The sequence below is a fragment of the Paenibacillus sp. GQ49 genome (assembly GCF_059759055.1).
Window position 1 is genome coordinate 200,540 of sequence record NZ_JCAXEL010000003.1, and the last position, 22,185, is coordinate 222,724.

Annotated in this window: 20 protein-coding genes and 1 pseudogene; 18 read left to right on the forward strand and 3 right to left on the reverse strand. The window is 47.4% G+C overall.

Features of this window, described 5'->3' with window-relative positions:
• Positions 1–7 precede the first annotated feature (7 nt).
• A complete protein-coding gene (nrdG, locus tag AC6CIF_RS08080; RefSeq protein ID WP_498198956.1) occupies positions 8–511 on the reverse strand; it encodes an anaerobic ribonucleoside-triphosphate reductase activating protein in 504 nt (167 codons plus the stop codon).
• Positions 508–2,469 (reverse strand): anaerobic ribonucleoside triphosphate reductase, encoded by a 1,962-nt coding sequence (locus tag AC6CIF_RS08085; protein WP_498198958.1) that lies wholly within the window; start codon positions 2,467–2,469, stop codon positions 508–510. The genes nrdG and AC6CIF_RS08085 overlap by 4 nt, the downstream gene beginning before the upstream one ends.
• Before the next feature lie 481 nt (positions 2,470–2,950).
• On the opposite strand from AC6CIF_RS08085, the gene AC6CIF_RS08090 reads away from it, so the two are divergent.
• Both AC6CIF_RS08090 and AC6CIF_RS08095 read left to right on the forward strand, forming a co-directional pair.
• Complete coding sequence (locus tag AC6CIF_RS08090) at positions 2,951–4,588, forward strand: hybrid sensor histidine kinase/response regulator (RefSeq protein WP_498198960.1); 1,638 nt, start codon at positions 2,951–2,953, stop codon at positions 4,586–4,588.
• A 153-nt stretch (positions 4,589–4,741) separates the two neighbouring features.
• Positions 4,742–5,680 carry an aldo/keto reductase family protein gene (locus AC6CIF_RS08095; RefSeq protein ID WP_498198962.1) on the forward strand — a complete coding sequence of 313 codons (939 nt, stop codon included), beginning with the start codon at positions 4,742–4,744 and terminating at the stop codon, positions 5,678–5,680.
• Between the two features lie 140 nt (positions 5,681–5,820).
• Here the strand turns inward: AC6CIF_RS08095 and AC6CIF_RS08100 are convergent, their stop codons facing one another.
• Positions 5,821–6,933: a GGDEF domain-containing protein gene (locus AC6CIF_RS08100; RefSeq protein WP_498198964.1), complete on the reverse strand. Its 1,113-nt coding sequence runs from the start codon at positions 6,931–6,933 to the stop codon at positions 5,821–5,823.
• A gap of 272 nt (positions 6,934–7,205) precedes the next feature.
• On the opposite strand from AC6CIF_RS08100, the gene AC6CIF_RS08105 reads away from it, so the two are divergent.
• From AC6CIF_RS08105 to AC6CIF_RS08180, 16 genes and pseudogenes are all read left to right on the forward strand, one after another.
• Entirely contained in the window at positions 7,206–7,601 is a 396-nt protein-coding gene (locus tag AC6CIF_RS08105; protein ID WP_036612807.1) for a Fur family transcriptional regulator, read from the forward strand.
• A complete protein-coding gene (locus AC6CIF_RS08110; RefSeq protein WP_036612804.1) occupies positions 7,577–8,383 on the forward strand; it encodes a winged helix-turn-helix transcriptional regulator in 807 nt (268 codons plus the stop codon). Before AC6CIF_RS08105 ends, AC6CIF_RS08110 begins: the two co-directional genes overlap by 25 nt.
• Positions 8,384–8,657: 274 nt before the next feature.
• Positions 8,658–10,121 carry a catalase gene (locus AC6CIF_RS08115; protein WP_076209711.1) on the forward strand — a complete coding sequence of 488 codons (1,464 nt, stop codon included), beginning with the start codon at positions 8,658–8,660 and terminating at the stop codon, positions 10,119–10,121.
• A 209-nt stretch (positions 10,122–10,330) separates the two neighbouring features.
• Positions 10,331–10,747 (forward strand): BlaI/MecI/CopY family transcriptional regulator, encoded by a 417-nt coding sequence (locus AC6CIF_RS08120; protein WP_076209712.1) that lies wholly within the window; start codon positions 10,331–10,333, stop codon positions 10,745–10,747.
• Between the two features lies 1 nt (position 10,748).
• Complete coding sequence (locus AC6CIF_RS08125; RefSeq protein WP_076209713.1) at positions 10,749–11,609, forward strand: M56 family metallopeptidase; 861 nt, start codon at positions 10,749–10,751, stop codon at positions 11,607–11,609.
• A gap of 49 nt (positions 11,610–11,658) precedes the next feature.
• Positions 11,659–12,072, forward strand: a complete 414-nt coding sequence (locus AC6CIF_RS08130) for a DoxX family protein (protein ID WP_076209884.1) — start codon at positions 11,659–11,661, stop codon at positions 12,070–12,072.
• A gap of 303 nt (positions 12,073–12,375) precedes the next feature.
• Positions 12,376–13,077 (forward strand): pirin family protein, encoded by a 702-nt coding sequence (locus tag AC6CIF_RS08135; RefSeq protein ID WP_036612794.1) that lies wholly within the window; start codon positions 12,376–12,378, stop codon positions 13,075–13,077.
• 44 nt (positions 13,078–13,121) lie between these two features.
• Positions 13,122–13,457 (forward strand): hypothetical protein, encoded by a 336-nt coding sequence (locus AC6CIF_RS08140; protein ID WP_076209715.1) that lies wholly within the window; start codon positions 13,122–13,124, stop codon positions 13,455–13,457.
• Positions 13,458–13,632: 175 nt separating this feature from the next.
• Positions 13,633–15,225 carry a spore germination protein gene (locus AC6CIF_RS08145; protein ID WP_498198968.1) on the forward strand — a complete coding sequence of 531 codons (1,593 nt, stop codon included), beginning with the start codon at positions 13,633–13,635 and terminating at the stop codon, positions 15,223–15,225.
• 4 nt (positions 15,226–15,229) lie between these two features.
• Positions 15,230–16,429 carry a Ger(x)C family spore germination protein gene (locus AC6CIF_RS08150; protein ID WP_498198970.1) on the forward strand — a complete coding sequence of 400 codons (1,200 nt, stop codon included), beginning with the start codon at positions 15,230–15,232 and terminating at the stop codon, positions 16,427–16,429.
• A complete protein-coding gene (locus tag AC6CIF_RS08155) occupies positions 16,422–16,643 on the forward strand; it encodes a hypothetical protein (protein ID WP_076209718.1) in 222 nt (73 codons plus the stop codon). Before AC6CIF_RS08150 ends, AC6CIF_RS08155 begins: the two co-directional genes overlap by 8 nt.
• 54 nt (positions 16,644–16,697) lie before the next feature.
• Entirely contained in the window at positions 16,698–17,900 is a 1,203-nt protein-coding gene (locus AC6CIF_RS08160) for a GerAB/ArcD/ProY family transporter (protein WP_498198972.1), read from the forward strand.
• Between the two features lie 130 nt (positions 17,901–18,030).
• Positions 18,031–18,861: a uroporphyrinogen-III synthase gene (locus AC6CIF_RS08165; RefSeq protein ID WP_498198974.1), complete on the forward strand. Its 831-nt coding sequence runs from the start codon at positions 18,031–18,033 to the stop codon at positions 18,859–18,861.
• A 168-nt stretch (positions 18,862–19,029) separates the two neighbouring features.
• Positions 19,030–20,531, forward strand: a pseudogene (locus AC6CIF_RS08170) (cobyrinic acid a,c-diamide synthase CobB).
• A gap of 178 nt (positions 20,532–20,709) precedes the next feature.
• Complete coding sequence (locus AC6CIF_RS08175) at positions 20,710–21,432, forward strand: SDR family oxidoreductase (protein ID WP_498198975.1); 723 nt, start codon at positions 20,710–20,712, stop codon at positions 21,430–21,432.
• A 43-nt stretch (positions 21,433–21,475) separates the two neighbouring features.
• A complete protein-coding gene (locus AC6CIF_RS08180) occupies positions 21,476–22,114 on the forward strand; it encodes a ThuA domain-containing protein (protein ID WP_498198977.1) in 639 nt (212 codons plus the stop codon).
• The last annotated feature ends 71 nt before the right edge of the window (positions 22,115–22,185 follow it).

Here is a 22,185-nt window from a genome sequence, read left to right on the forward strand (position 1 = left end):
TAATACCTCATATGAGTGTGTGCGTCACAATGGTGTGACTTGCCATTGTGCCAGGCACATCAATCAAACGTTGATTCCGGCTGCCGCGGAAGGGCAGGGAGACATCACGCTCCGCTTCAACGTATCGACCGTCGATAATGACGTCGCATAACCGGGCAAGCTCCGCTCTCACAGGGTCGGTGACCAGCTCTTCATATTCGAATCCCGTGTAAGCCCACACCGTCAGATCAGGACGTGCAGCGCGGAGCTGCTGAACCCAAGACGTACATTCTGCTGCCGAGAAAAAGGGATCACCGCCACACAACGTAACGCCATCCAGCAATGGATGGGTCGTCACTTCATGCAGAATCTGCTGCTGCCGCTCCTCTGTAAAGGGCTCACCCGCTCGAAAGCTCCATGAATCCGGACTGAAGCAGCCCGGACAGGCGTGACGACATCCGCTGATGAACAACACAGCACGCAGGCCTGTCCCTTCATTCACCGATTCCGGGATGTAACCATATAGATTCACCGGTGTTTCACCCGATCCCGCACTTCAGCTTGTTTCGCAGCATTGAAGCGTACTTTGTAATCTCCGGTCAGATAGCCCGTTACGCGGCGTAACCGCTGGAAGTGTACATGGTTCTCATGGGCTTCACAGCCTGGGCATACATCCCCGATGACGCCTTCATAACCACATGCAGGACAGTGATCAATCGGGTGATTAATGGAGAAATATCCGATATCCTGTGCCAGTGCATATTGCACGATCCGCAGGAAAGCTGCGGTGTTGGCTCGAACGTTCCCGTCAAGCTCCACATAGGAGATTGCACCCGCATTACATAACGTATGGAACGGGGCCTCCAGTTCAATCTTCCGATAAGCTGGAAGAGTGTGGTATACCGGGATATGGAATGAGTTCGTATAATACTCCCGATCATTAACTCCAGGAATGAGACCATAACGCTCTCTGTCGATTTTCGTGAATTTGCCGGACAACCCTTCAGCAGGTGTGGCAAACAGGGTGATATTCAGGTTATGCTGCTCGCTCATCCGGTCACAGAACTCTCTCATGGTCCGAATAATGTTCAGTGCTTCACGATGTACATGAGTGTCCTGCCCATGATGGCGCCCATAGAGAGCTGTCATACATTCCGCAAGACCGATAAAACCAAGAGATAATGTTCCATGCTTTAAAAGATCGGCAACCGGCTCGTTCGGGCCAAGCTGTTCTCCACCTTCCCATACACCCTCTCGCATCATGAAGTCCGATGCCTTGGCAGGCTGTGCTGTCTGAATTCGGTAGCGGTGCAGCAGGCCGGAAGCGGCATTATGCATAACCGACTCCAAAGCAGTATAGAATCCGGCCCGGTCAGCGACAGCTCTGGCACCTTGGCAGATGCCAAACCGGATGCCCAGTTTCACGAGGTTAATGGTGTTGAAGGACAGATTACCTTTACCACTTTGACGATTGCGACCAAAGCGGTCAGCCAGTGTACGTGTGCGGCATCCCATAGTTGCGATGATCGTATCCGGATCTTCCGGATGATAGAAAGGCAGATTGAAAGAGGCATCCACATTGACAAAGTTGGGATACATCCGCCGGGATGAACAGGTGACTGCGAGCCGGAACAGATCATAGTTCAGCTCTCCTTGAGCCTGATTGATCCCCTGTTTACATTGGAAAATATGTTGAGGGAACACGGGAGTCTCCCCGTTGCCCAGGCCACGGATGGTTGCTTCCAGCAATGAGCGTGATACCAGCCGACCTTCTGCTGATGTACATAATCCATAGTTCAGTGAAGTGAATGGAATCTGACCACCTGCACGACTGCTCATCGTATTCAGGTTATGAATCAGCGATTCAGCAGCTTGTCCTGTCTCCAGTTCAGTCTCTTCATAGGCGAAGGCATACGCCTGCGGGCACTGATTCTTCGCTTCGATGCTATCCAGATGAAGCTGTTCATCCCCGATCAGGACATTTTCACCGAAGAGCCGTTGCCCTTTGCGGTAATGTTTGCGGAACGATCGCTGTACATAGGGAGCTAGATCCCAGTCGATTTTATTGGCTGACACACCACCGTATTGACTGTTCTGCTGGGACTGGAAGATGATCGCAACCAAGGCCATGGCAGACATGATGGTCTGAGGTGTGCGAACCGATCCGTTACCTGTATTGAAACCTGCAGCCAGAAGACGGTCAAACGGGATAAAGATGCAGTTGGTCGTTCCAAGTGCATACTGATCCAGATCGTGTACATACAGATCCCCATTCTCCACAGCTTGGGCAAGCTCTTCCGGCAACACATGACGCAGAGCATGCCACTTGGCTGTCTCCGAACCGAGCCTGCTCATCTTGCCGCTGAAGGAGTCTCCGTTCAGATTGGCATTTTCCCTCAGCGTATCGGCGTCTTCTGCGCCAATAATTCGTCTTCCCAGGTCGGATAATAGATCGGATGCCGGTGGAGTGGCATACTCAAGCATGTTCATGTAAGGTTCCTCCTAAAATGATTGAATATCATTCAATTTCCGTATAACACTATATGTAGATTCCTCTTATCCATTTATAAACTATATGTGGTTTTTTGGGTGTGATAATGGTCACATAGTTTACAGGACAAAGCGGACTTTCCTTTAATTGCTGTGGATAAAGGTTCCCAAAGTTTGAGTAGAAGCGTATAATTTCTAGTTATCCTGCAAGGATAATATCCGAAGTTGGACAGGATGGACTTTAATCAATCTGAAAAGGCGTTTTGCCATAATTTTTCGTTTGTTAATCCATCCGTTTAAGAACTGTTTTAACCGCAAATGGGCAATAAACAGGAAGTATGATTCTCTTATACAGCTACGGTGTTAATCATATAAGTATAGATTGTGACAGCTATTCGGATTTTTTGATGAACCCTTGTACGTGATTACACAATTATGATCTACAGATTGGATAGTGCAGCTAAGATAAAAGGGGTGGATCATGGGGACGGCAGAAGGCATTACGAGAGGCTTCTATGAAGATATACAGGAAGCTGCGGCCCATATTGTAGACGTACTAAGTGGTATATTGAAGGTCAATACCATCTTTGTTGCTACGAATGACGGTTTGACGAATGTCATTCTGGAGGCGTTCAATCGCAAGGAAGAATTGATTGTAAAAGGTAGCGAACTTCCATTTGAAGATTCTTACTGCAGCTTGGTATTAAAAGATAAACATGAGAACCTTACAATCCAGAATACATGTGAACATCCGATGACAAGATTCATGGATGTCACGAGCGGGCTCGGCAATCGTTTCTTCGTGGGCGTGCCTATCATGCGAAGATCTGGCGAAACATTCGGGACCATCTGTCTGATGGATAATCCTGATTATGTAATCAGTGAAACCGACATGAAGACGCTGAAGGCGATGGCTGTATTCCTTGGCTATGTTGTGGACCTGGAGAGCACACTGCATCTTCAGGAGCGTAAACTGAGTGATTCGGAACAAATGCAAGAGCAGCTCCAGGCAGAGAAAGAACGAGCTGAATCGGAGGCCATGACCAAATCACAGATGCTAAAGCTGATGAGTCATGAGATTCGCAATCCGTTGAATGGCATTCTGGGACTGACTGATCTGATACGTACACCGGATATGCCTGAGGAGCAGTCAGAATATGTGAATATGATTGAGACGAGCGGCAATATTCTACTTTCTTTGTTGAACAATATGATGAATTTCAACATCAATGAGACAGGTAAAACGGTTATACATGATGATCCTTTCGATCTGGTAGGTACAATCGAGAATACGGTCTATCTTTATGCGGGAATTGCGGCTGGCAAGAACATTGAGCTGGGATTAAATCTGGAGCTGAATGTGTCGCAAGTATTCGTTGGTGATGAGATCAAGATCGGACAGCTGCTTGCACATGTCATTCAATACGCTCTCGATTCAACGCGTGAGGGCTCCGTCCTGATCACGGCAGTGGTGAACGGAGAAGAGACCGAAGAGACCGGTACACTTCTGCTCAAGGTGAATTACACGGGTCAGATGTTATCGGACAAGAAGAAACCAACCTTTAACAGCCAAGATGAAAAATTGAATATCCAAAAACTGATTGGAAGCAATCTGGGTTTAGCTGTAAGCCAGAATCTTGCCATTCTCATGCATGGCCGTATTCAGGTGAGCAGTGTGAAGGAAAATGAGACGGAATTCAACATTTCACTTCCGTTACGCAGATACTGGGAGTTACCTCAGCTCGCAAGTGTTCAGCAGCGGTTAAAAGGGAAAAAGGTGTTACTTGCCAAGGACCCTGACATTTTGCAAGGTGTCTCTTCCCTGATGCGTAGGTGGGAGATGGATGTACACATGACCTCGGGTGTGACATTAGCGCATGATTGGATCAAGGAAGGATTCATGCCGGATGTAGCCGTTGTGGATATGGGATTAATGGAAGGCGGCGCGGTTGATTTTGTACATGAACTGAAACAGCGACTGGAGAATCTGCCCGTCATTGTTCTTGTTCCTTATGGTATGCACATTGAATTGCATGAAGCAGAAGCCTTTGATGCTGTTCTGACCAAGCCGGTCAGACAGGCTGATCTGTTGAATGCATTGAGCATTACTTTGCCTTAGATCATGATCATAGATCTTTATTCGGCGCATCTTATAGGTGCGCTTTTTTTCATTTTCCATTTTCTGAGCCAAAGCCCTTTTATTCCGAGCTGGTTACGTTACAATAGAAAGTGAACTTCATCTTTATAACCAACAGAGGAGGATATGCAATCAATGGATTATCGCAGATTAGGTGGAAGCGGACTGAAAGTAAGCGAGATTAGCCTGGGAAGCTGGCTGACGTACGGAGGGTATGTGGAACGTGAGAATGCGGTGAAATCAATTGAAACTGCATTTGATGAAGGCATTAACTTTTTTGATACTGCCAATGTATATGAACGGGGTGCAGCAGAAGAACTGCTTGGACAGACGCTCAAAGCGTACTCCCGTGACTCTTATGTACTTGCAACCAAAGTATTTGGCAAAATGGGTGATGGTCCGAATGACCAGGGGTTGTCTCGCAAACATATCAAGGAGCAATGTGAAGCCAGCTTGAAGCGCCTGGGCGTTGAATATGTGGATATCTATTACTGCCATCGTTATCATACCGAAACACCAATCGAAGAAACACTCCGCGCTCTTGATGATCTGGTACGTCAAGGCAAAGTGTTATATGTAGGCGTCAGCCAGTGGACAGCGGCTCAGATGGAAGCTGCGTTGGGTACAGCAGATCGTCTGCTTCTGGATCGTATCGTGGTTAATCAGCCGGTGTACAACATGTTTGACCGATATATCGAAAATGAAATTATCCCGCTCGGTGAGCGTAAAGGCATCGGACAAGTCGTATATTCCCCGCTTGCTCAAGGTCTATTGACCGGGAAATATACGTCCGTTTCCGATATCCCAGAGAATAGCCGTGCTGCCAAGCTAGGATGGGACGAAGGAAAGATCAATGCGGATCGTATCGGGAAAGTTCGTCAACTGATTGAAGTGGCGGACAAGCTGGATCTGAAGGTTGGCCAACTGGCCCTGGCCTGGATTCTGCGCCAGAACAATGTATCCAGTGCACTTGTAGGGGCGAGTCGTCCCGAGCAGATAAAAGAGAACGCGGCTGCATCTGGCGTGAAGCTGGATGCTGCCATTGTGGAGGAGATTGAGAGCATCCTTGCTTGATCTCCTGTCATTACACAAGCTGAGATGATATGCAATGATCCATAAAGCAAGGGATGTCCTGTGCGCCTGAATAGGCGAACGAGACATCCCTTTTTTGAATAACGTTGAAAGGTTAGATTATTGAAAGGTTAGATCTTACTTTAAAGCGTAAGAGGCAAGGAGCGAAAAGTTAAGGCACACACACGGTTACGCCCTGTATTCTTGGCTTCATATAAAGCACGATCGGCCTGTTCGAAGAAGTCATCATCGTCATGATCATCACAATGATCGGGATACACGGCTACACCAATGGAGATGGTTAGACGTGTCGTGTGCCCGTCGGGTAGAGCAAAATGGTATTTCTCTACAGCCTGTCGTATAGATTCGGCGGTAGCCACGGCCTGACGGTGTCCACAGTCGAGCAAGAGAATGGCGAATTCTTCCCCACCGTTTCGTGACACGATATCAGCAGAACGTGCATGCTCAACAAGCAGTTGTCCAAGTTGCTTCAGGACCGCATCGCCGGCGGAATGACCATAGGTGTCGTTCACCTTTTTGAACCGGTCAATATCAATGGCAAGCAAGGAAAGCTTCTGTTGGTACTCCCGCGCACGCTGGAGTTCCAGTTGAAGTGATTTTTCGAACTGTCGTCGATTGCTCAGGTTGGTAAGATGATCGGTAGATGCTCTTTTTTCCAATAGAAATAACATTTCATTGGATTTATTGATGAATTCTGCGATGAAATAGATAAATAATCCACCGGCAAAGGAAATGGTCATTTGTAACGGATATATCTTCATTAATGAATTCATGCTGTCCGTGTTCAACATAAGGATGATAAAGATTAACGTAATGCCGAGCAGATTCATCGTAATGATTTTGGTCAGTCTGGACCAGGAAGCATAGGCGAAGTATACACCGGACAGCCCGATCAAAGTCATGACAAATCCTGCATCTATGGCAGAGGATGATATGCCAAACATCAGAATACGAAGGACCGAGATCATGAGTCCCGTTACGATCGAAGCCAGTCCTCCCAGATATACTGCTGCGGTAACGATGGCCAGATGACGTAGATCTACAATCGTAGTTTCGTTCAGAGGGAAAGAATAGTTCATGAGTACTGTGCCATATATACCGAATAATAAGCCGCCGATCAACTGAACACGTAACGAGGGAAAAGGCAATCGGATACTATAGAACTTCGCGATGATCCCGGACACATACATAAACGTAATCATGACACAGATATTAATGAAAAAAGTGCTAAACAACCGACATTCCCCCTTTTTACGCACATCCCTACATTTTATCTGAAAAGTGGAGCTGTAGCGAACCATATTATCCCAAATTTATGAGGGGATTGCTGGGAAAGATGTTTTATTTGCATATACAGGATGTTAGGGTGATATTGACTTCAATATGTAATGAGATTTATACTTAATCTAAATCAAAATGTATTCCTTCTTTTTGGGAAGACCATCATAAGTAGAAGATCAGTGTCTGATTTCATATAAAATGGATCAATAATAAAGGAGAAATGGTTGTGAGAACTTTAAATCTGACGATACAACGGCAAGCGGTATATGATGTGGTGCGCCATTCAGAGGATCACCCGACAGCTGCAGATGTCATGAATCGACTCGTAGAACAAGGATATAATCTGGCCTATGGTACGGTGTATAATTCTCTTCGTTATCTGACGGACAAAGAATTGATACGGGAACTTAAACTCGGAGAGACAGCAAGCCGATACGATGCCCGTATGGATGATCATCAGCACATTATGTGTGAAGTGTGCGGCAAAGTGGATGAGGTAATGACAGAGGTTCCTCCACAATGGATGAAACAGGTAGCTGAAGAAACCGGATATGCAATCGATCATGCTCATGTGGTCTTTGGAGGTGTCTGCGGGGAATGCAGAAACAAACGGATCAAGTAAAAATAAAACTGCCTGGCCGCCGTTTACCCCTAAGGGTTAAACCAGCCTTGTCTGACTCAACACCCCTTGTGGACAATTGTCCTGTTACACGGCGTGTTATTCTGATCAGCCCGATGCCGGGGCAGGTTCATGAACTGGTAAAAGCCTTAACGGATAGCTGCTTTGATGTACTGGTCTTTCATCGCTGGGAACCGGATCTGCATGAGCGTCTTGTCTTTGATCTGTTGATCTATGACCTGTCTGTCGCCGGAACGATCGATGCATTTGCCGGCATTAGCAGTCGATTGAATCGTGAGGCTGAGCATACAACCCCTTGTCTGTATCTGGTTGGTGAGAAGATGATCGGCAGTGCGAGTGGACCGATGCTTCAGGAGGAATTGCTGGTGTGGCCTGCACGCCCGCAGGAAGCACTTTACCGGGTGCAGCGTATGATTGGCAACAGTCCTGCTCTGCCCAACCGTGGGTTTTTGCCTGAGGAAGGGCACCGTATCGGATTTAAGGATCTGTGGCTCGATCGTGAACGGATGAGTGTACAGCGCGATAATAACCGGATTCATCTAACCAAGACCGAATATGATCTGTTACTCAAGCTGATTGATGCCAAAGGTGCAGTCATTTCCCGTGAGGAGATGCTCAGCGATATCTGGGAGACGGACTTTACGGGTGGAAGCAATGTGGTCGATGTTCATATCAAAAGCTTGCGAAAAAAATTGGGCGATAACGCATCTTCGCCACAATATATTGTCACTGTAAGAGGAGTGGGCTACCGCCTGGCGGATTAGTCCGCTTTTTTTTGCCTAATGTTATCGTTCACCTCAACCTAATGGATATAGTAAATCCGGATCACTTCCTTAAAAGCATGTTCATAGTTCATTCATGAAGTGTTGAAGAACCTCATCTTAATCTCATGTGAACCTCATGCAAGAGCAGAGAGGGACATGTTAGAATCAATTTAACAGTTAGATCAAGTCTAAATGTATATTTAATCCGAAGCCGAATATGATTTTAATAGTAGATATATAACAGCCGTGAGACCCATTAGAGGAGGACGACATGATGACAGAACGTATGACTACGAATCAGGGAGCACCTGTAGGTGACAACCAGAATTCTCGCACAGCAGGTAGAAGAGGGCCAACACTGCTTGAAGACTACCATCTCATTGAGAAAATAGCCCACTTTGACCGAGAACGTATTCCCGAAAGAGTCGTACATGCGAGAGGTGCCGGAGCCCATGGTGTATTCACACTGGAGCAAAGTATGAAGGCTTATACAACAGCGGACTTCCTGCAAGATCCGGGTACCGAGACGGATGTGCTGGTTCGTTTTTCAACTGTTATTCACGGTACGGGATCACCAGAGACTGCACGAGATCCGCGTGGATTTGCCGTCAAATTCTACACACGTGAAGGCAACTATGATATCGTGGGCAACCATCTGCCCGTCTTCTTCATTCGTGATGCCATGAAGTTCCCTGATATGGTTCACTCCCTGAAGCCAGCTCCGGATACCAACATTCAGGACCCAGCTCGCTATTGGGACTTTATGACTCTCTCGCCGGAATCAACGCATATGATGACCTGGTTATTCTCTGACCTGGGTACACCGGCAAGTTATCGGGAGATGGATGGATTCGGCGTACATGCTTTCAAATGGATCAATGCACAGGGACAGGTCCACTATGTGAAGTATAAGTGGGAGTCTGCCCAAGGGGTCCGAGGCTTCTCTCGTCAGGAAGCTGCCGAAGTACAGGGCCAGGACTTTAACCATGCTACCCGTGATCTGCGTGAACATATCAAGAACGGGCAATACCCGCAGTGGAAGCTTCAGGTGCAACTGTTGAAGCCTGAACAGATGGATGATTTTGCTTTTGATCCACTCGACCCTACGAAGACCTGGCCTGAGGATGTACTCCCGTTCCATACGGTAGGAACCATGACCCTGAATCGTAATCCGCAAAACTTCTTTGCTGAAGTGGAGCAGGCTGCGTTTTCTCCTAGTGCAGTTGTGCCTGGAATTGAGCCTTCCGAAGATAAATTACTGCAAGGACGCTTATTCTCCTACCCAGATACACAGCGGCACCGGCTTGGAACGAACTATTTGCAAATTCCGGTGAATTGCCCGTACGCACCCGTTCGTAATCATCAGCGTGATGGACTCATGAATGTGAATCAGGACCCATCCCCGGTGAACTATGAACCCAACAGTTCCGGGAACAGCCCGCAGGAAGATCCGGCATACCGGGACAGTCAGGTTCCGTTGCAAGGGCACGTTACAAGAGAGAAAATCGAGAAGACGGATGATTATACGCAGGCAGGGGAGCTATTCCGTTCATTCACTCCTGTAGAGCAGCAGCATTTGCTGGATAATCTGATCAATGACCTTAAGGGCGTATCTGTTGATATTCAGATGCGTGCCCTGTGCCACTTCTTCCGGGCGGATGGACAGCTTGGCGGACGTTTGGCTCATGGACTCGGTGTGGATATTTCTGCACATATGCCGTCACAGGATGGAAAATAAAGTGCAGTTTGAACTTGTACTCACAACATCATACTGACTGATATTCGTTGAAGACCGGGAAAACCGTGAACGTGCGGAATTTCCCGGTCTTTAACCTTTTTTACTGAAATGGAAAACAAATTTACAAATCATTTACATAAAATAGCTGACATAGAGGTTGACTTCTCATTTGTTGGCACTACAATGGGTAGTGTGAGGGGTGTCAGAAAATGAGAATACACAATTTCAAAGTGGGTGAGCGTGGGCTCAACCGATTTTTCGGTCCGCTGGAGGCCAAGATCATGGACATTTTATGGGCTCGTCCTGGCAGCAGCATCCGTGAAGTGCAGACCGCACTTGAACAAGACAAAGACGTCAATTTTAATACAGTCATGACCGTGATGAACCGGCTCGTAGACAAGGGACTTCTCGAAAAGTCGCAAAAGGGCAGAACATCTTTGTACCAACCGGTACAGAGCAAGGAGGAGTTTATGAACGACCAATCCAAGGAATTGTCACATGAGTTGGTGGATGAATTCGGAGCTTTGGCATTGAATCATATGCTGGATGCGCTGGATGAAGCAGATGCGGGTCTGATTGAACGCTTGGAACAGAAGATCAAACAATGGAAAAAGGATACCGATTAAGATGTGGAAGACCCGCTCGAAACTTTTGTTTACCGTCGGGTTTGGCATTCCGTTACTCGTGTTCATGCAGATGTTCATGTACGCGATGTACAAAATTTTTGGCTGGGATATCCCGTTTAACCTGCTCTGGCTCTGCAATCATTGGATGAGTCGACTGGGTTGGTTATCCGTGGGACATTTTCTGCTGGCACTGGTATTGCTGACATTTGCGGGAACAGGTTGGTTGCTAATGGTGCGTATGATGAAAACCAGAGCAGCCGTACGTAAGCTCCGCTCCATGGAGGTGCGTGCATTGTCTCGCGAACTGGAGTCCAAGTATCACCATCTCGGACAGCCAGGATTCATTGTAGTGGACAAGCATTCTCCGGTTGCATTTACAATTGGTCTATGGAGACCTTGCATCGTACTCTCCACGGGGCTTCTGAAGATGCTGGATGCAGAAGAGGAGACAGCAGTTGTGTACCACGAAGTCCATCATCTGTGGCACCGTGACCCACTGAAAACAACACTGTTATCGGTATTTGCAATCATGATGCCGTATATTCCCGTATTGAAGCATACTTCGAAACATTACAATATCGTTAGAGAAATTCTGGCAGACAATGAGGCTATTGAGCGTACAGGCAATGTGGCAGGCATTGGCAGTGCTTTGCTCAAGCTGCTCCGTGCTTGTCCTGAACCTTGGGGGGCCACAGAACTGACCGTTCAATCCTCATTTGCGGATACGTCGGTGAATGTCCGAATTTCACGTCTGCTGGACCCGGAACAGGACGTCACGCTGAGATTGCCACGTTACGCCGTTCTGATGTCGGCTACTGTTTTTCTATTGCTGTCTATCTTGTTTGTTTGGTCGATCGGATAGATTAATTGGGCTAAAGTGAAGTCGAATATAATGAGGAAGGAAGATGAACATGAATAATAAAAGTGTAGAGATTGGATTACTTTTCTCAAGGATTATGATCGGTTTGATCTTTGTATTGCACGGATGGAGTAAATTCGAAGGTGGAATCAGCGGTACGGTAGGTTTTTTCGAAAGTATTGGAATTCCCGGATTTCTTGCATCCGTTGTAGCCATCATTGAGTTGGTAGGTGGTGCAGCGATGATTCTGGGTCTGGGAACACGTGTGTTTGCTGCCCTGTTTGCCATCGTGATGGTTGGCGTTCTGTTTACAGCCAAAGTGGGTGAGCCGTTCCTGAGTGGTACGGAGTTAGATTACCTGCTGCTGGCGGGTTCCCTGACACTGCTCTTCACAGGAAGCCGCTTCCTGGCCGTGGATTATCTGTTCTCCAGACAGGGGAACGCTCGCCAGAATGTGAGTGCTTGAATGGACTAACGATTGCTACAAATAATGAAGTGCAGGAATAGTCCTGTAATGAGGTTCTTTATTGGCCAGGCCGGTTCGGAAATTGATTTGCGAACCGGGCTGATCAGTAGAGAACTTTTTTTCTAAATATAGGAAAGTATATCATCTCGTCTCGTCATTCTTTATCTATATTTCTTCGGAATGAAACAGGCTGAGCCGCCAGAGGACGGCGACAGCCGTTTCACCTTGTTTGGACGACATGCCTTTGGTTTGGTACAATGAGAATAAGTATGCTACTAAGAAAAAATAAGGAGGATGCATTTTATGATTAACGTCATTCCATCCGATGCCCGCTCCAGCTTCGATCGAGGCTGGCTCCGTGGTAGTCACAGCTTTTCTTTCGGAGAATACCAAGACCCGGAGAATACGGCGTTTGGACCGATGCGGGTAGCGAACGACGATGTGATCGCGCCTGGTCGCGGTTTTGGAGCTCACCCACATAGTGATATGGAGATTGTATCGATCGTACTGAACGGCAAGTTGCGACATGAAGATAACCTTGGGAATGTAGCCGTTACAGGCTTTGGCGGTATCCAGCGGATGTCAGCAGGCAGTGGCATGATTCATACCGAACATAATGCATCCGATACCGAAGAAGTACGTTTGCTTCAGCTCTGGTTCATGCCACAGACCAAAGGGTTGGAGCCCTCCTATGAGACGACATCATTTGATCCAGCGGCATTGGCAGGAGCACTCGTGCCGATTGTATCCCCAGATGGGGGACCAAGAGTTGCGACCATTCATCAGGATATGACGATCTACCTTGGCCGATTAGCCAAAGACGAAACGTTAACCTTTAATCAGGATGCAGGCCGCCGAATGTACATTTTCTCCATCGAAGGCAAGCTGGGATTGGATGGAGAGTACCTGTTGAACGAAGGCGACACGGCTCGTGTGGAACAGCGGGATTCAATCGAACTGCAAGGAAACGAAGATACGTTCTATATGATTATTGATTTGCCGTAGATGACTGATGAAAAGAACTCCAAGATGAAGGAGGATATACACGTATGGCGCAACAGGAATGGTTCATGGTTAAACATGCGGTGACCGGGCGAGGATTAGCTAATAGCAAAACAGATTCGCTGTCCTATCGGTTCCAACAGGAGGGTACAGGTTTCATATTTACCGTTACAGGTCTGGACGAGCAGATGGTGGAACAGATTATGGAGCTTAGACAGGAACTGAACGTATTTCGCTTCGTCCAACGCAAGGACCAGCCCCTTTTGAAACACTGGTACTATGTAGATGGTGAACGGGTTGTGTACGACAGGGAGAGTCATACGCTAAGCATCTATGCGAAGTCGGAGATTCGTTATGTGCCTGAAGATTATTTTGCGGATTAACTTGTAAGTAACGATAGAACTTGGAACATCCCAGAGGTCTCTGTTAATACAGAGGCCTCTTTTGCTGTCTGAAAACTCAGAGGATTTTTATCGTAATTTTGCAAAAAAGACCACATAATTCCCTCCTGTCTGGCACAAGCTACCTTGTATAAAAACAAGAACGGAGGGGCGGCATATGGCGGACAAAACATCTGGGAAAGACAAGTCCCGGCAATCGGGAAGAACTTCAGAAAAAAAACATATCCCTTTGGGACTGCCGTCCCCGCCTTTTCTGCGGCAGCCGATTAGTGCAGTACATGAAACTCAGATTCAAGCGGTAAAGGAGATATTTTCCGATTGCTCGGATGTGGTTTTTCGCAACGTCATGATTACGCCTGAAGTGAAAGGACTTCTCGTCTATATCGAAGGCATTGTTAATTCGGCTGATATCCAGGAACACATGCTGCGTCCGATTATTCGAGGGCTGGTGCAGCAGCGCACAGATGAACCCAATGTTCCGCTGGACGATACAACTGTTGAGCTGACCCAGGTAAAGCGAGTGGATACCTGGGCTGCTGCGACAGAAGGAGTGCTGGCATCCTCTGCCCTTCTGGTGGTTGATGGAAGTAACAAAGCCTGGATGTTCAATGTCAAAGGCGGCGTCAGACGTGGTGTAGAGGAACCGCAGACAGAATCCGTGATTCGGGGGCCGCGGGAGGGATTTACCGAAACGCTTCGTGTGAATACGGCCTTATTGCGGTTCAAGCTGAAAACACCTTCTCTTAAGATGGTGAGTATGACCCTTGGCACAGACACCAAGACAGATATTGTGCTGACCTACCTGGATGGGATTGCTGATCCAAAAACGATTCAAGATGCCAAGAAACGTCTGGAAAAAATCAATATTGATGGCATCCTGGAGACGGGTTATATCGAGGAATTGATTGAAGATCATCCGTACTCGCCTTTCCCTCAGATGCACTACTCGGAGCGTCCGGATACTGTTGCAGGCAATCTGTTGGAGGGACGCTTTGCCATTATGGTAGATGGTACCCCCTTTGCGCTGATTGCTCCAGTCACGATGTGGCAGATGCTTCAGGCAAGTGAGGATTACTATGAACGATTCTTTATCAGTAATCTGTTGCGCTGGATTCGCTTTTTGTTCGTAGCCATTGCGTTATTCCTGCCAGCGCTATACATCGCTATTACGACATTTCATCAGGACATGCTGCCAACCACATTGATACTGAGTATCGCGGGGGCACGGGAAGCTATTCCTTTTCCGGCACTGGTCGAAGCTCTCATCATGGAGCTATCCTTTGAAGCACTTCGTGAAGCAGGAGTCAGGTTACCGAAAACAGTTGGGCAGGCCGTCAGTATCCTGGGTGCACTTGTAATTGGGCAGGCGGCTGTCCAGGCAGGGATTGTATCTGCACCGATGGTTATTATCGTATCCATGACAGGTATTGCTTCCTTTACGATTCCACGGTTTAACTTTGCGATTACCGTTCGTTTATTGCGTTTTCCAATCATGCTACTGGCTGGCATGTTCGGACTGTATGGTATCGTGATCGGTCTGGTCCTGATATCGGTGCATCTGACCCAGATGACCTCATTTGGTGTGCCGTATCTGTCGGGTCTTAGCCCATACAGCAAAACAGATACCAAGGATATTCTCATTCGTGTACCTTGGTGGAAAATGATCAATCGTCCATCTACGGTTCACCGGGATCAGAAGCGGATGGCAGAGAAGATCAATGGTTCGCCTGAAGCAGAAGAGGGGTGGTAAACACATGCAGTTCATTCTGAAGTATCGTGCAGTGGGTGTATTGCTGTTATGTACCGTTCTAATCTCCGGCTGTTGGGATCGCGAAGAGATTAATGATGTCGCCTTTGTGATTGGAATCGCGATTGATAAGGAGAAGGATAACTACAGAACCAGCTTGCAGGTTGCGCTTCCTGGACAATCCGGTTCTTCGGGGAGTGAAGGAGGCGGAGGAGGTAGCAGTGGTGATAAATCCTGGTTCATGTTATCCAATACAGCCAAGACCTTTCGTGGAACTTCGCTGGAAGGACAGAAGTCATTATCACGCAGACTGTATTACGCCCATCGTCGTACCTTGCTGATTGGAGAGGATTTGGCAAGGGAAGGTGTGGCTCCCATGCTGGATTTGTTAACACGTTACCCACTCAACCGATTCTCGGCACTGCCGGTAATCACCAAAGGTGAAGCTTACAAAGTATTGGATACTGATGCGCCCATAGAGAAATTCCCCTCTGAAATGGTGCGTGAATTATGCTTTCTGAATATGCGCAACCCCCGCTCGCTTAAGACATTTATAGATTCCATTTTGGATGAAGGTGTAGATCCTTTTCTGCCCATCGCCTCAGTTGCAGACAATGTACCGAAGAGCTGGAAGGATTCCAAGACAAATATCAAGCTGGATGGATTGGCTGTATTCAAGAAAGATAAACTGGTAGGCATGATTGAGAAAGCGCCAGCCGATGCGCTGATTCTAGCTATGGGCGAAGCGAATGCACCAGAAGTGATGGTCAAAGCTCCGAGAGGGGAAGGAGATATATTCCTTAAGCTGAACGAAAATAATTCTGCCCTTCATCCCAGTGTCAATAATGAGAAGGTCAAGGTGACCATTCAAATGTATGCCAAGGGCGTTATCGTGGATAACGAATCAAATTACGGTGACCGAAGTGAGAAAGAGATGTTGAAGTTAAATGAAGGTGTTCATGAAAAGTTGAAATCAGACATTGAGGAAGGTATCCGGTTGGTGCAGCATAAATATAACGCTGATATCCTTGGAATCGGACGATCGATCCATCAACACTTACCGGCAGAGTGGGACAAAATAAAGGATCGCTGGGACGCCATATACCCTGATGTTGAGGTGGAAGTCATCCCCCATGTCATTATTGAAAATGTAGGGGTAGTCAACAAACCAATTGGTGTTGCAGAGGAGGATATTGTCCATGATTAAGCCGCTTATGTTTACCTACCTGGGAATGGTCATCGTAGTGATTTTGATGGATTTCAGACATATGAAGCAAGCAGCAGCCATTAATCGCTGGCTATCCTATGGTTTCATTGCAGTGGGGACAGGCATTTGGATCTACGTGACACACTTGAGTAAAACATTCTACGTTTCTGTGTGGATAAGTCACGTCGTTCAGCGATTATTACCACTTCCCTAGATTCTGTATCAGAGGACAGGTGATTGCTGTTATGCGCTCGGAAGGAGGCAGGTTATGAATCAGAAAGTGACCCATCGGCAGATGGTGCTTCTTATACTGATGCTCAGCATTACAGGAACGTTGATCCAGCCTCATGCGCAAGCTATTTTTTACGCGGAGCAGCACGCGTATCTCTCCTATGTGCCTGTTGTGCTTGTGATGACTGCATCGCTGTGGATGTTAAGCCGGGTTCAGCGGCGATTTCCTGAGAAGGATCTGTTCGAGTCTCTCATCGGACGATTCCCCTTACTGGGAAGATTAATGGGTTTTTTGTATATTCTGTTTTTTTTCTTTGTGTTTGCAAGAGATATCCGGTTAACAGGTGACTATATCAGTATCACATTGCTGGAGACGACACCGATCTCTATCATTGTGATGTCACTGATGATTATGGGCGTTTTTATCGTCCGAGGGGGATTGGGCTCCTTAATTGGAATGACAGAATTATATGTTACTTTGTTCCTGCTGAACTCGGTTATTTTACCTTTCATGCTCATTCAACAGATCGACATGGACAACCTTATGCCTTATTTTCATGTCGATGTTGCAGGCGTAGGTAAAGGGAGCTGGTACATATTTTCATTTTATGGCGAGATGATTGCATTGCCCTTTGTTATCAAGGGTAGTGATTTCCGTTTTAAGTCTGCACTATGGGGAATTCTCATCTCTGGCGTTCTGATGATGCTAATTGTGGTGGAGACAATTACGTCCATAGGTGTTCCGATTGCTTCAAGACTGGTATACCCTTCTTATGAACTGGCAAGACAGCTGCAAATTAGTGACTTTCTGGACCGGTTTGACCTGGCGCTGGCAGCAGCGACTTTGCCTACAATGATCACGAAGATTGCTTTTGACCTGTACTTTGTCTGCTGGGGACTGAAGCGGATGATTCCGAAAGTGTCGGGAAAGATGATGACAGGCCCGGTGGCCTTGGTTGGATTCGTATGTGCTTTCTGGTTCTTCCGAAACGCGATTCAGCTTAATCGTTTTACCCGGGAATGGACATGGATCGCCATTGTTTTCGAAGCGCTGTTCCCCATTGTGCTGTTCCTTTTTCTTCGTCCTCGCAAAAAGGATAAAAAAGAATCTACCCAACAGAGATCGAGAGACCAGTCAAAGGAAGAGAAGCATGAACAGGGACATGAATCCTCTGATTCGGAGAAGAACGGAGAGAAAAGAGGGCAGGATTCCCATGGTGGGGAACTCCAGCCTTCCTGATGCATTCCATCAAAAATCCTTATAGATGAACGGGCAAAAAGAGGGGAAACACAGTTTCCCTTCACAGAAGTACCCTGTATACTGTAGTCAGACTGATGAACATTCGGCTGAACTAACGGGGGGAACATGAATGGCTCAACATTTGGCAGGTGTGCGTGTAGCATTGACAGGACCACGAAAATCGAAAGAAATGTCCATACTGGTTGAAAAAATGGGTGGAATCCCGCTTGTGCGACCGGCACAGGGGACCGTATTCCTGGATGACCGGAGTATCAGGGACGGGCTGGTATCCTGGATCTCAGACCCGCCAGATTGGGCGGTATTAACGACGGGTATGGGATTGGATGCATTGTTTGAAATGGCTGAGGATATGGAAGTGGCGGGAAAATTACTGGATGTATTATCGCAATCCTCAATTGCGGCAAGGGGATACAAGACGGTGAATGCGCTCAAAAAGCGTAAGTTAACACCATTGGTACGAGATGATGACGGTAGCACGGATGGGCTCATTCGAGAATTCGCCCCACATGATCTCGCAGGGAAAAAGGTTATGTTGCAGCTTCATGGGGAGACAGCTCCCAAACTTGTCGCATGGTTGGAAGAACAAGGCGCACTCGTCAGACAAGTGCTTCCTTACCGCCATGTACCGCCAGAAGAGACAGAGCTGGAACAGTTACTGAATGAAATTCTAAATTTCGAAGTAGATGCTGTTGCGTTCACAAGTGGACCGCAGGTCAGATTTCTGACCCAATATGCAGCCTCCCAGGACAAGCTTGAGCCGATGCTTGCAGCCTTCAGACAAGGTGTAATTCCTGCGTCTGTAGGTAAAGTTACAGCAAACTCCATGCGTGAAGAAGGCATTGAGGCACTGGTCATTCCGGAGGAAGAGAAGATGGGAGCACTCATCGTTGAGCTTGGACGTTACTTTGCAGCAGGGCGTGCGGCCAAGATTAGAGATTAGTGGCCTGCTTTTAGATCAGTTCGACAAAAAGCTTTTGGCGTCGCTTCATGAATAAAGGGTGTGCATTAACTTAACCGCATCGCTATATGATGCGGTTTTGTTTAGATTATAGAATTTATACGTTTTCAGCGGAGCTGAAGGATTCGATAATCGCAAGAAAAGGTGGATATGACGATGACCATTACAAATCGTAACACCAGACCCCGACTGATCATTGCAGGCACCGGAAGTGGTGCAGGGAAAACGACAGTAACTTTGGGGCTAATGAGAGCACTCGCTCAGCGTGGTTTGAGTGTACAAGGGTTCAAGTGCGGCCCGGATTATATTGATCCGACATACCATACCGCCGTCACGGGCAGACCGTCACGTAATCTGGATGCATGGATGACATCGCCTGAGTATGTGAGAGATACGTTCGAGAAGGCATCGGCGGGGCATGATATTTCCATTATTGAAGGCGTTATGGGCCTCTACGATGGCAAAGATCCGCTTAGCAATACAGGCTCAACTGCAGAGATTGCTCTGGTCACGCAGACCCCTGTGATCTTGGTCGTGGATGTACGCAGCATGGCTCGCAGTGCGGCCGCGATTGTACTGGGTTTTCAACAATTGGAACCTGAATTAAATATTGCCGGAGTAATCGTCAACCGTTGTGGAAGTGAGGGTCATTATACCATTGTGAAAAAGCCATTGAGCAGATGTGCGGCATTCCGGTGGTTGGCTGGCTGAAGCGTGACGAGGACATGTCCATTCCGGAGAGACATCTGGGACTGGTACCTGCGATCGAGCGCGGTGAACTGGAGCCATTATTTCAGCGGGCTGCCGATGTGTTAATGGAAGGCACGGATCTGGACCTTCTGCTGGAACTGGCGGCAAGCGCCCCGCCGTTAAATGAAGAAATGAGTCCTGCCATGACTGCCCACACGGATTCGGCTAATGCTGAATCAGGCTCTTATTCCGACCGAAATTTCAATTCAGTGATCCACGTTAATAATCGACATGTATCTTATGCGGTGCAGCCTGTCATTGCCATTGCGCGCGATGCGGCATTTAATTTCTATTATCCCGATAATCTGGAATTGCTTGAAGCAGCCGGGGCCCGAATACATTACTTCAGTCCGCTCGCTGGTGAAGGTATTCCAACGGATGTGGATGGCATCTATTTGGGCGGTGGGTTTCCAGAGGAGTTTGCAGCAGAGATTGCGGGTAACCAGGGGTTCTTGGAAGGACTTCGACAGGCAGCACACTCCAACATGCCTTTATTTGCCGAGTGTGGTGGTTACATGGTGCTCGGGGAAACGTTAACCGACCGAGAGGGCGTTACTTTCGACATGGCGGGGATTATCCCCGCACAGGTGCAGATGCAGAAGAAGCGAGCTGCGCTTGGCTATCGTGAAGCGAGTAGCGTTCGGGATTCCTTTTTACTGAAAAAGGGTGAAGTACTTCGGGGTCATGAATTTCATTATTCGACAATGACCTATCGTGATGGAGAAACGATCCCTTATGCGTATGAGACCAAGGGGTTACGTGACTTGAAGCAAGAGGGATATGCCGCAGGCAACATCGTGGCGGGGTATACACACGTTCATCTGGGCTCTTATCCGGCAGCCGCTCGAAGATGGGTGGAGCATTGTTTAGCCTATCGGCAGGAGCGATATATGCAGAGATAATAGCAGCTTTTTATAGCTCAAATAGATAGCTGAATTCAATAAGCAAAATGGCTCTAATCTCGCTTTTACCTCATGAGTCTTTGGTCGTGAAGTTGGCGATCCCATTCTGAATTAAAGGTTTTCAGATGAATATGTGGAATGAATAAAAGACAGAATCATTATGCGAAGGAGGGACATCATGATGAGAACCGTATGTGTAACGGGAGCTGCTCGGGGATTGGGATTGGCTTTGACGGCACAGATGCTGAAGAGAGGGTATCTCGTGTATGCGGCCGGTCTGGACGTGGAGGATTCCGAGGGGATTCGTATGCTTGCAGAAGGATATCCTGACCATCTGCGCGCCATCGAATTGGATATTGCGGATGACCTGTCGGTGGCTCTGTTCACGGAGACATTGAAGCTGGATACGAATCATTTGGATATGCTGATCAATAATGCGGCTATACTAGGGAGTATTACGGATCATATCCGCGGGCCGTTGAATATGGCGGAGATGGCTGAAGTATTTAATGTGAACACCTTAGGTACACTGCGTGTGACTCATTCCCTGTTACCCCTCCTTCTTCAAGGACAGGTCAAGCTGATTGTTGATATCTCTTCCGAGGCTGGAAGTATAGAGCAATGCAGTCGGGATGGGTGGTATGCCTATTGTATGTCCAAAGCTGCTTTGAACATGCAGGCCCGTCTTGTGCACAATGGTCTGAAGGATGAAGGCGGACAAGTGATGCTTGTGCATCCCGGTTGGGTACAGAGTTATATGCGGGGAGAATTGGATGCTTCTGCGGATCTCACGCCCGAGCAATCTGCACAGCATATCGCAGTACTTATCGACCGCCATGAACAATTTAAAGGAGATCAGCCCGCATATGTGGACTACAAGGGAGAGAAGCTCCCCTGGTAGTTGGTTTTATACAGTGAGGTGAACAAGAAAGGAGATTGATTGAATGGATCATCGTAAAAAAGCATTACTACTTGGCGATTACACACATCCAGATTGGCACCCGCTTCAAGGTGTGGATGCGGAGATTAGCCGAATTTTCCACGATACTATGACTGTGCAATGCAGTGAGAATCGGAATATGCTGCTGCAAGAAAATATAACCGGGTTTGATGTATGTATCTCATACATGGACGATTGGAAGGGTAAAGTCTCTCCACAGCAGACAGCAGGTTTGTTGTCCTATGTAAGTAATGGAGGTGGACTGGTCATTATACATAACGGCATTTCGCTCCAAAATCGTTATGAGCTCAAACAGATGATCGGTGCCAAGTTCCTGCATCATCCGGCTTATGCACCACTTGAATTCAATGTAACAGAGGAAAGCCATCCCGTGACGGAGGGCATTTCGAATTTCACAATGGAAGAAGAGCCATATCAGTTCGAGTTTGGTTCTTTTGCCGAAACCAAAATATTGCTGGAATATCAATCCGAAGAAGGGCCGAAGCCTGCGGTATGGGCACATCGATATGGTGTTGGACGTATTGTTTATCTGATGCCGGGTCACCATGTACCGTCTTTTGCACACGAAACATACCGCAAGTTACTCCTGCAAGCAGGCAAATGGGCTGCACGTTACGTCTGATCGGACTGACATTTTTGCATGCGGAGTGTAAGGGGTATAATATAGAGATCAACGAAGAGGAGGATGACAAA

Coding starts and splice junctions, on each gene's coding strand:
- AC6CIF_RS08085 (WP_498198958.1), bottom strand. CDS start 2,469: ATGAACATGCTTGAGTATGCCACTCCACCGGCATCCGATCTATTATCC.
- AC6CIF_RS08090 (WP_498198960.1), top strand. CDS start 2,951: ATGGGGACGGCAGAAGGCATTACGAGAGGCTTCTATGAAGATATACAG.
- AC6CIF_RS08095 (WP_498198962.1), top strand. CDS start 4,742: ATGGATTATCGCAGATTAGGTGGAAGCGGACTGAAAGTAAGCGAGATT.
- AC6CIF_RS08110 (WP_036612804.1), top strand. CDS start 7,577: ATGCAGAAACAAACGGATCAAGTAAAAATAAAACTGCCTGGCCGCCGT.
- AC6CIF_RS08115 (WP_076209711.1), top strand. CDS start 8,658: ATGACAGAACGTATGACTACGAATCAGGGAGCACCTGTAGGTGACAAC.
- AC6CIF_RS08120 (WP_076209712.1), top strand. CDS start 10,331: ATGAGAATACACAATTTCAAAGTGGGTGAGCGTGGGCTCAACCGATTT.
- AC6CIF_RS08125 (WP_076209713.1), top strand. CDS start 10,749: ATGTGGAAGACCCGCTCGAAACTTTTGTTTACCGTCGGGTTTGGCATT.
- AC6CIF_RS08130 (WP_076209884.1), top strand. CDS start 11,659: ATGAATAATAAAAGTGTAGAGATTGGATTACTTTTCTCAAGGATTATG.
- AC6CIF_RS08135 (WP_036612794.1), top strand. CDS start 12,376: ATGATTAACGTCATTCCATCCGATGCCCGCTCCAGCTTCGATCGAGGC.
- AC6CIF_RS08140 (WP_076209715.1), top strand. CDS start 13,122: ATGGCGCAACAGGAATGGTTCATGGTTAAACATGCGGTGACCGGGCGA.
- AC6CIF_RS08145 (WP_498198968.1), top strand. CDS start 13,633: ATGGCGGACAAAACATCTGGGAAAGACAAGTCCCGGCAATCGGGAAGA.
- AC6CIF_RS08150 (WP_498198970.1), top strand. CDS start 15,230: ATGCAGTTCATTCTGAAGTATCGTGCAGTGGGTGTATTGCTGTTATGT.
- AC6CIF_RS08155 (WP_076209718.1), top strand. CDS start 16,422: ATGATTAAGCCGCTTATGTTTACCTACCTGGGAATGGTCATCGTAGTG.
- AC6CIF_RS08160 (WP_498198972.1), top strand. CDS start 16,698: ATGAATCAGAAAGTGACCCATCGGCAGATGGTGCTTCTTATACTGATG.
- AC6CIF_RS08165 (WP_498198974.1), top strand. CDS start 18,031: ATGGCTCAACATTTGGCAGGTGTGCGTGTAGCATTGACAGGACCACGA.
- AC6CIF_RS08175 (WP_498198975.1), top strand. CDS start 20,710: ATGATGAGAACCGTATGTGTAACGGGAGCTGCTCGGGGATTGGGATTG.
- AC6CIF_RS08180 (WP_498198977.1), top strand. CDS start 21,476: ATGGATCATCGTAAAAAAGCATTACTACTTGGCGATTACACACATCCA.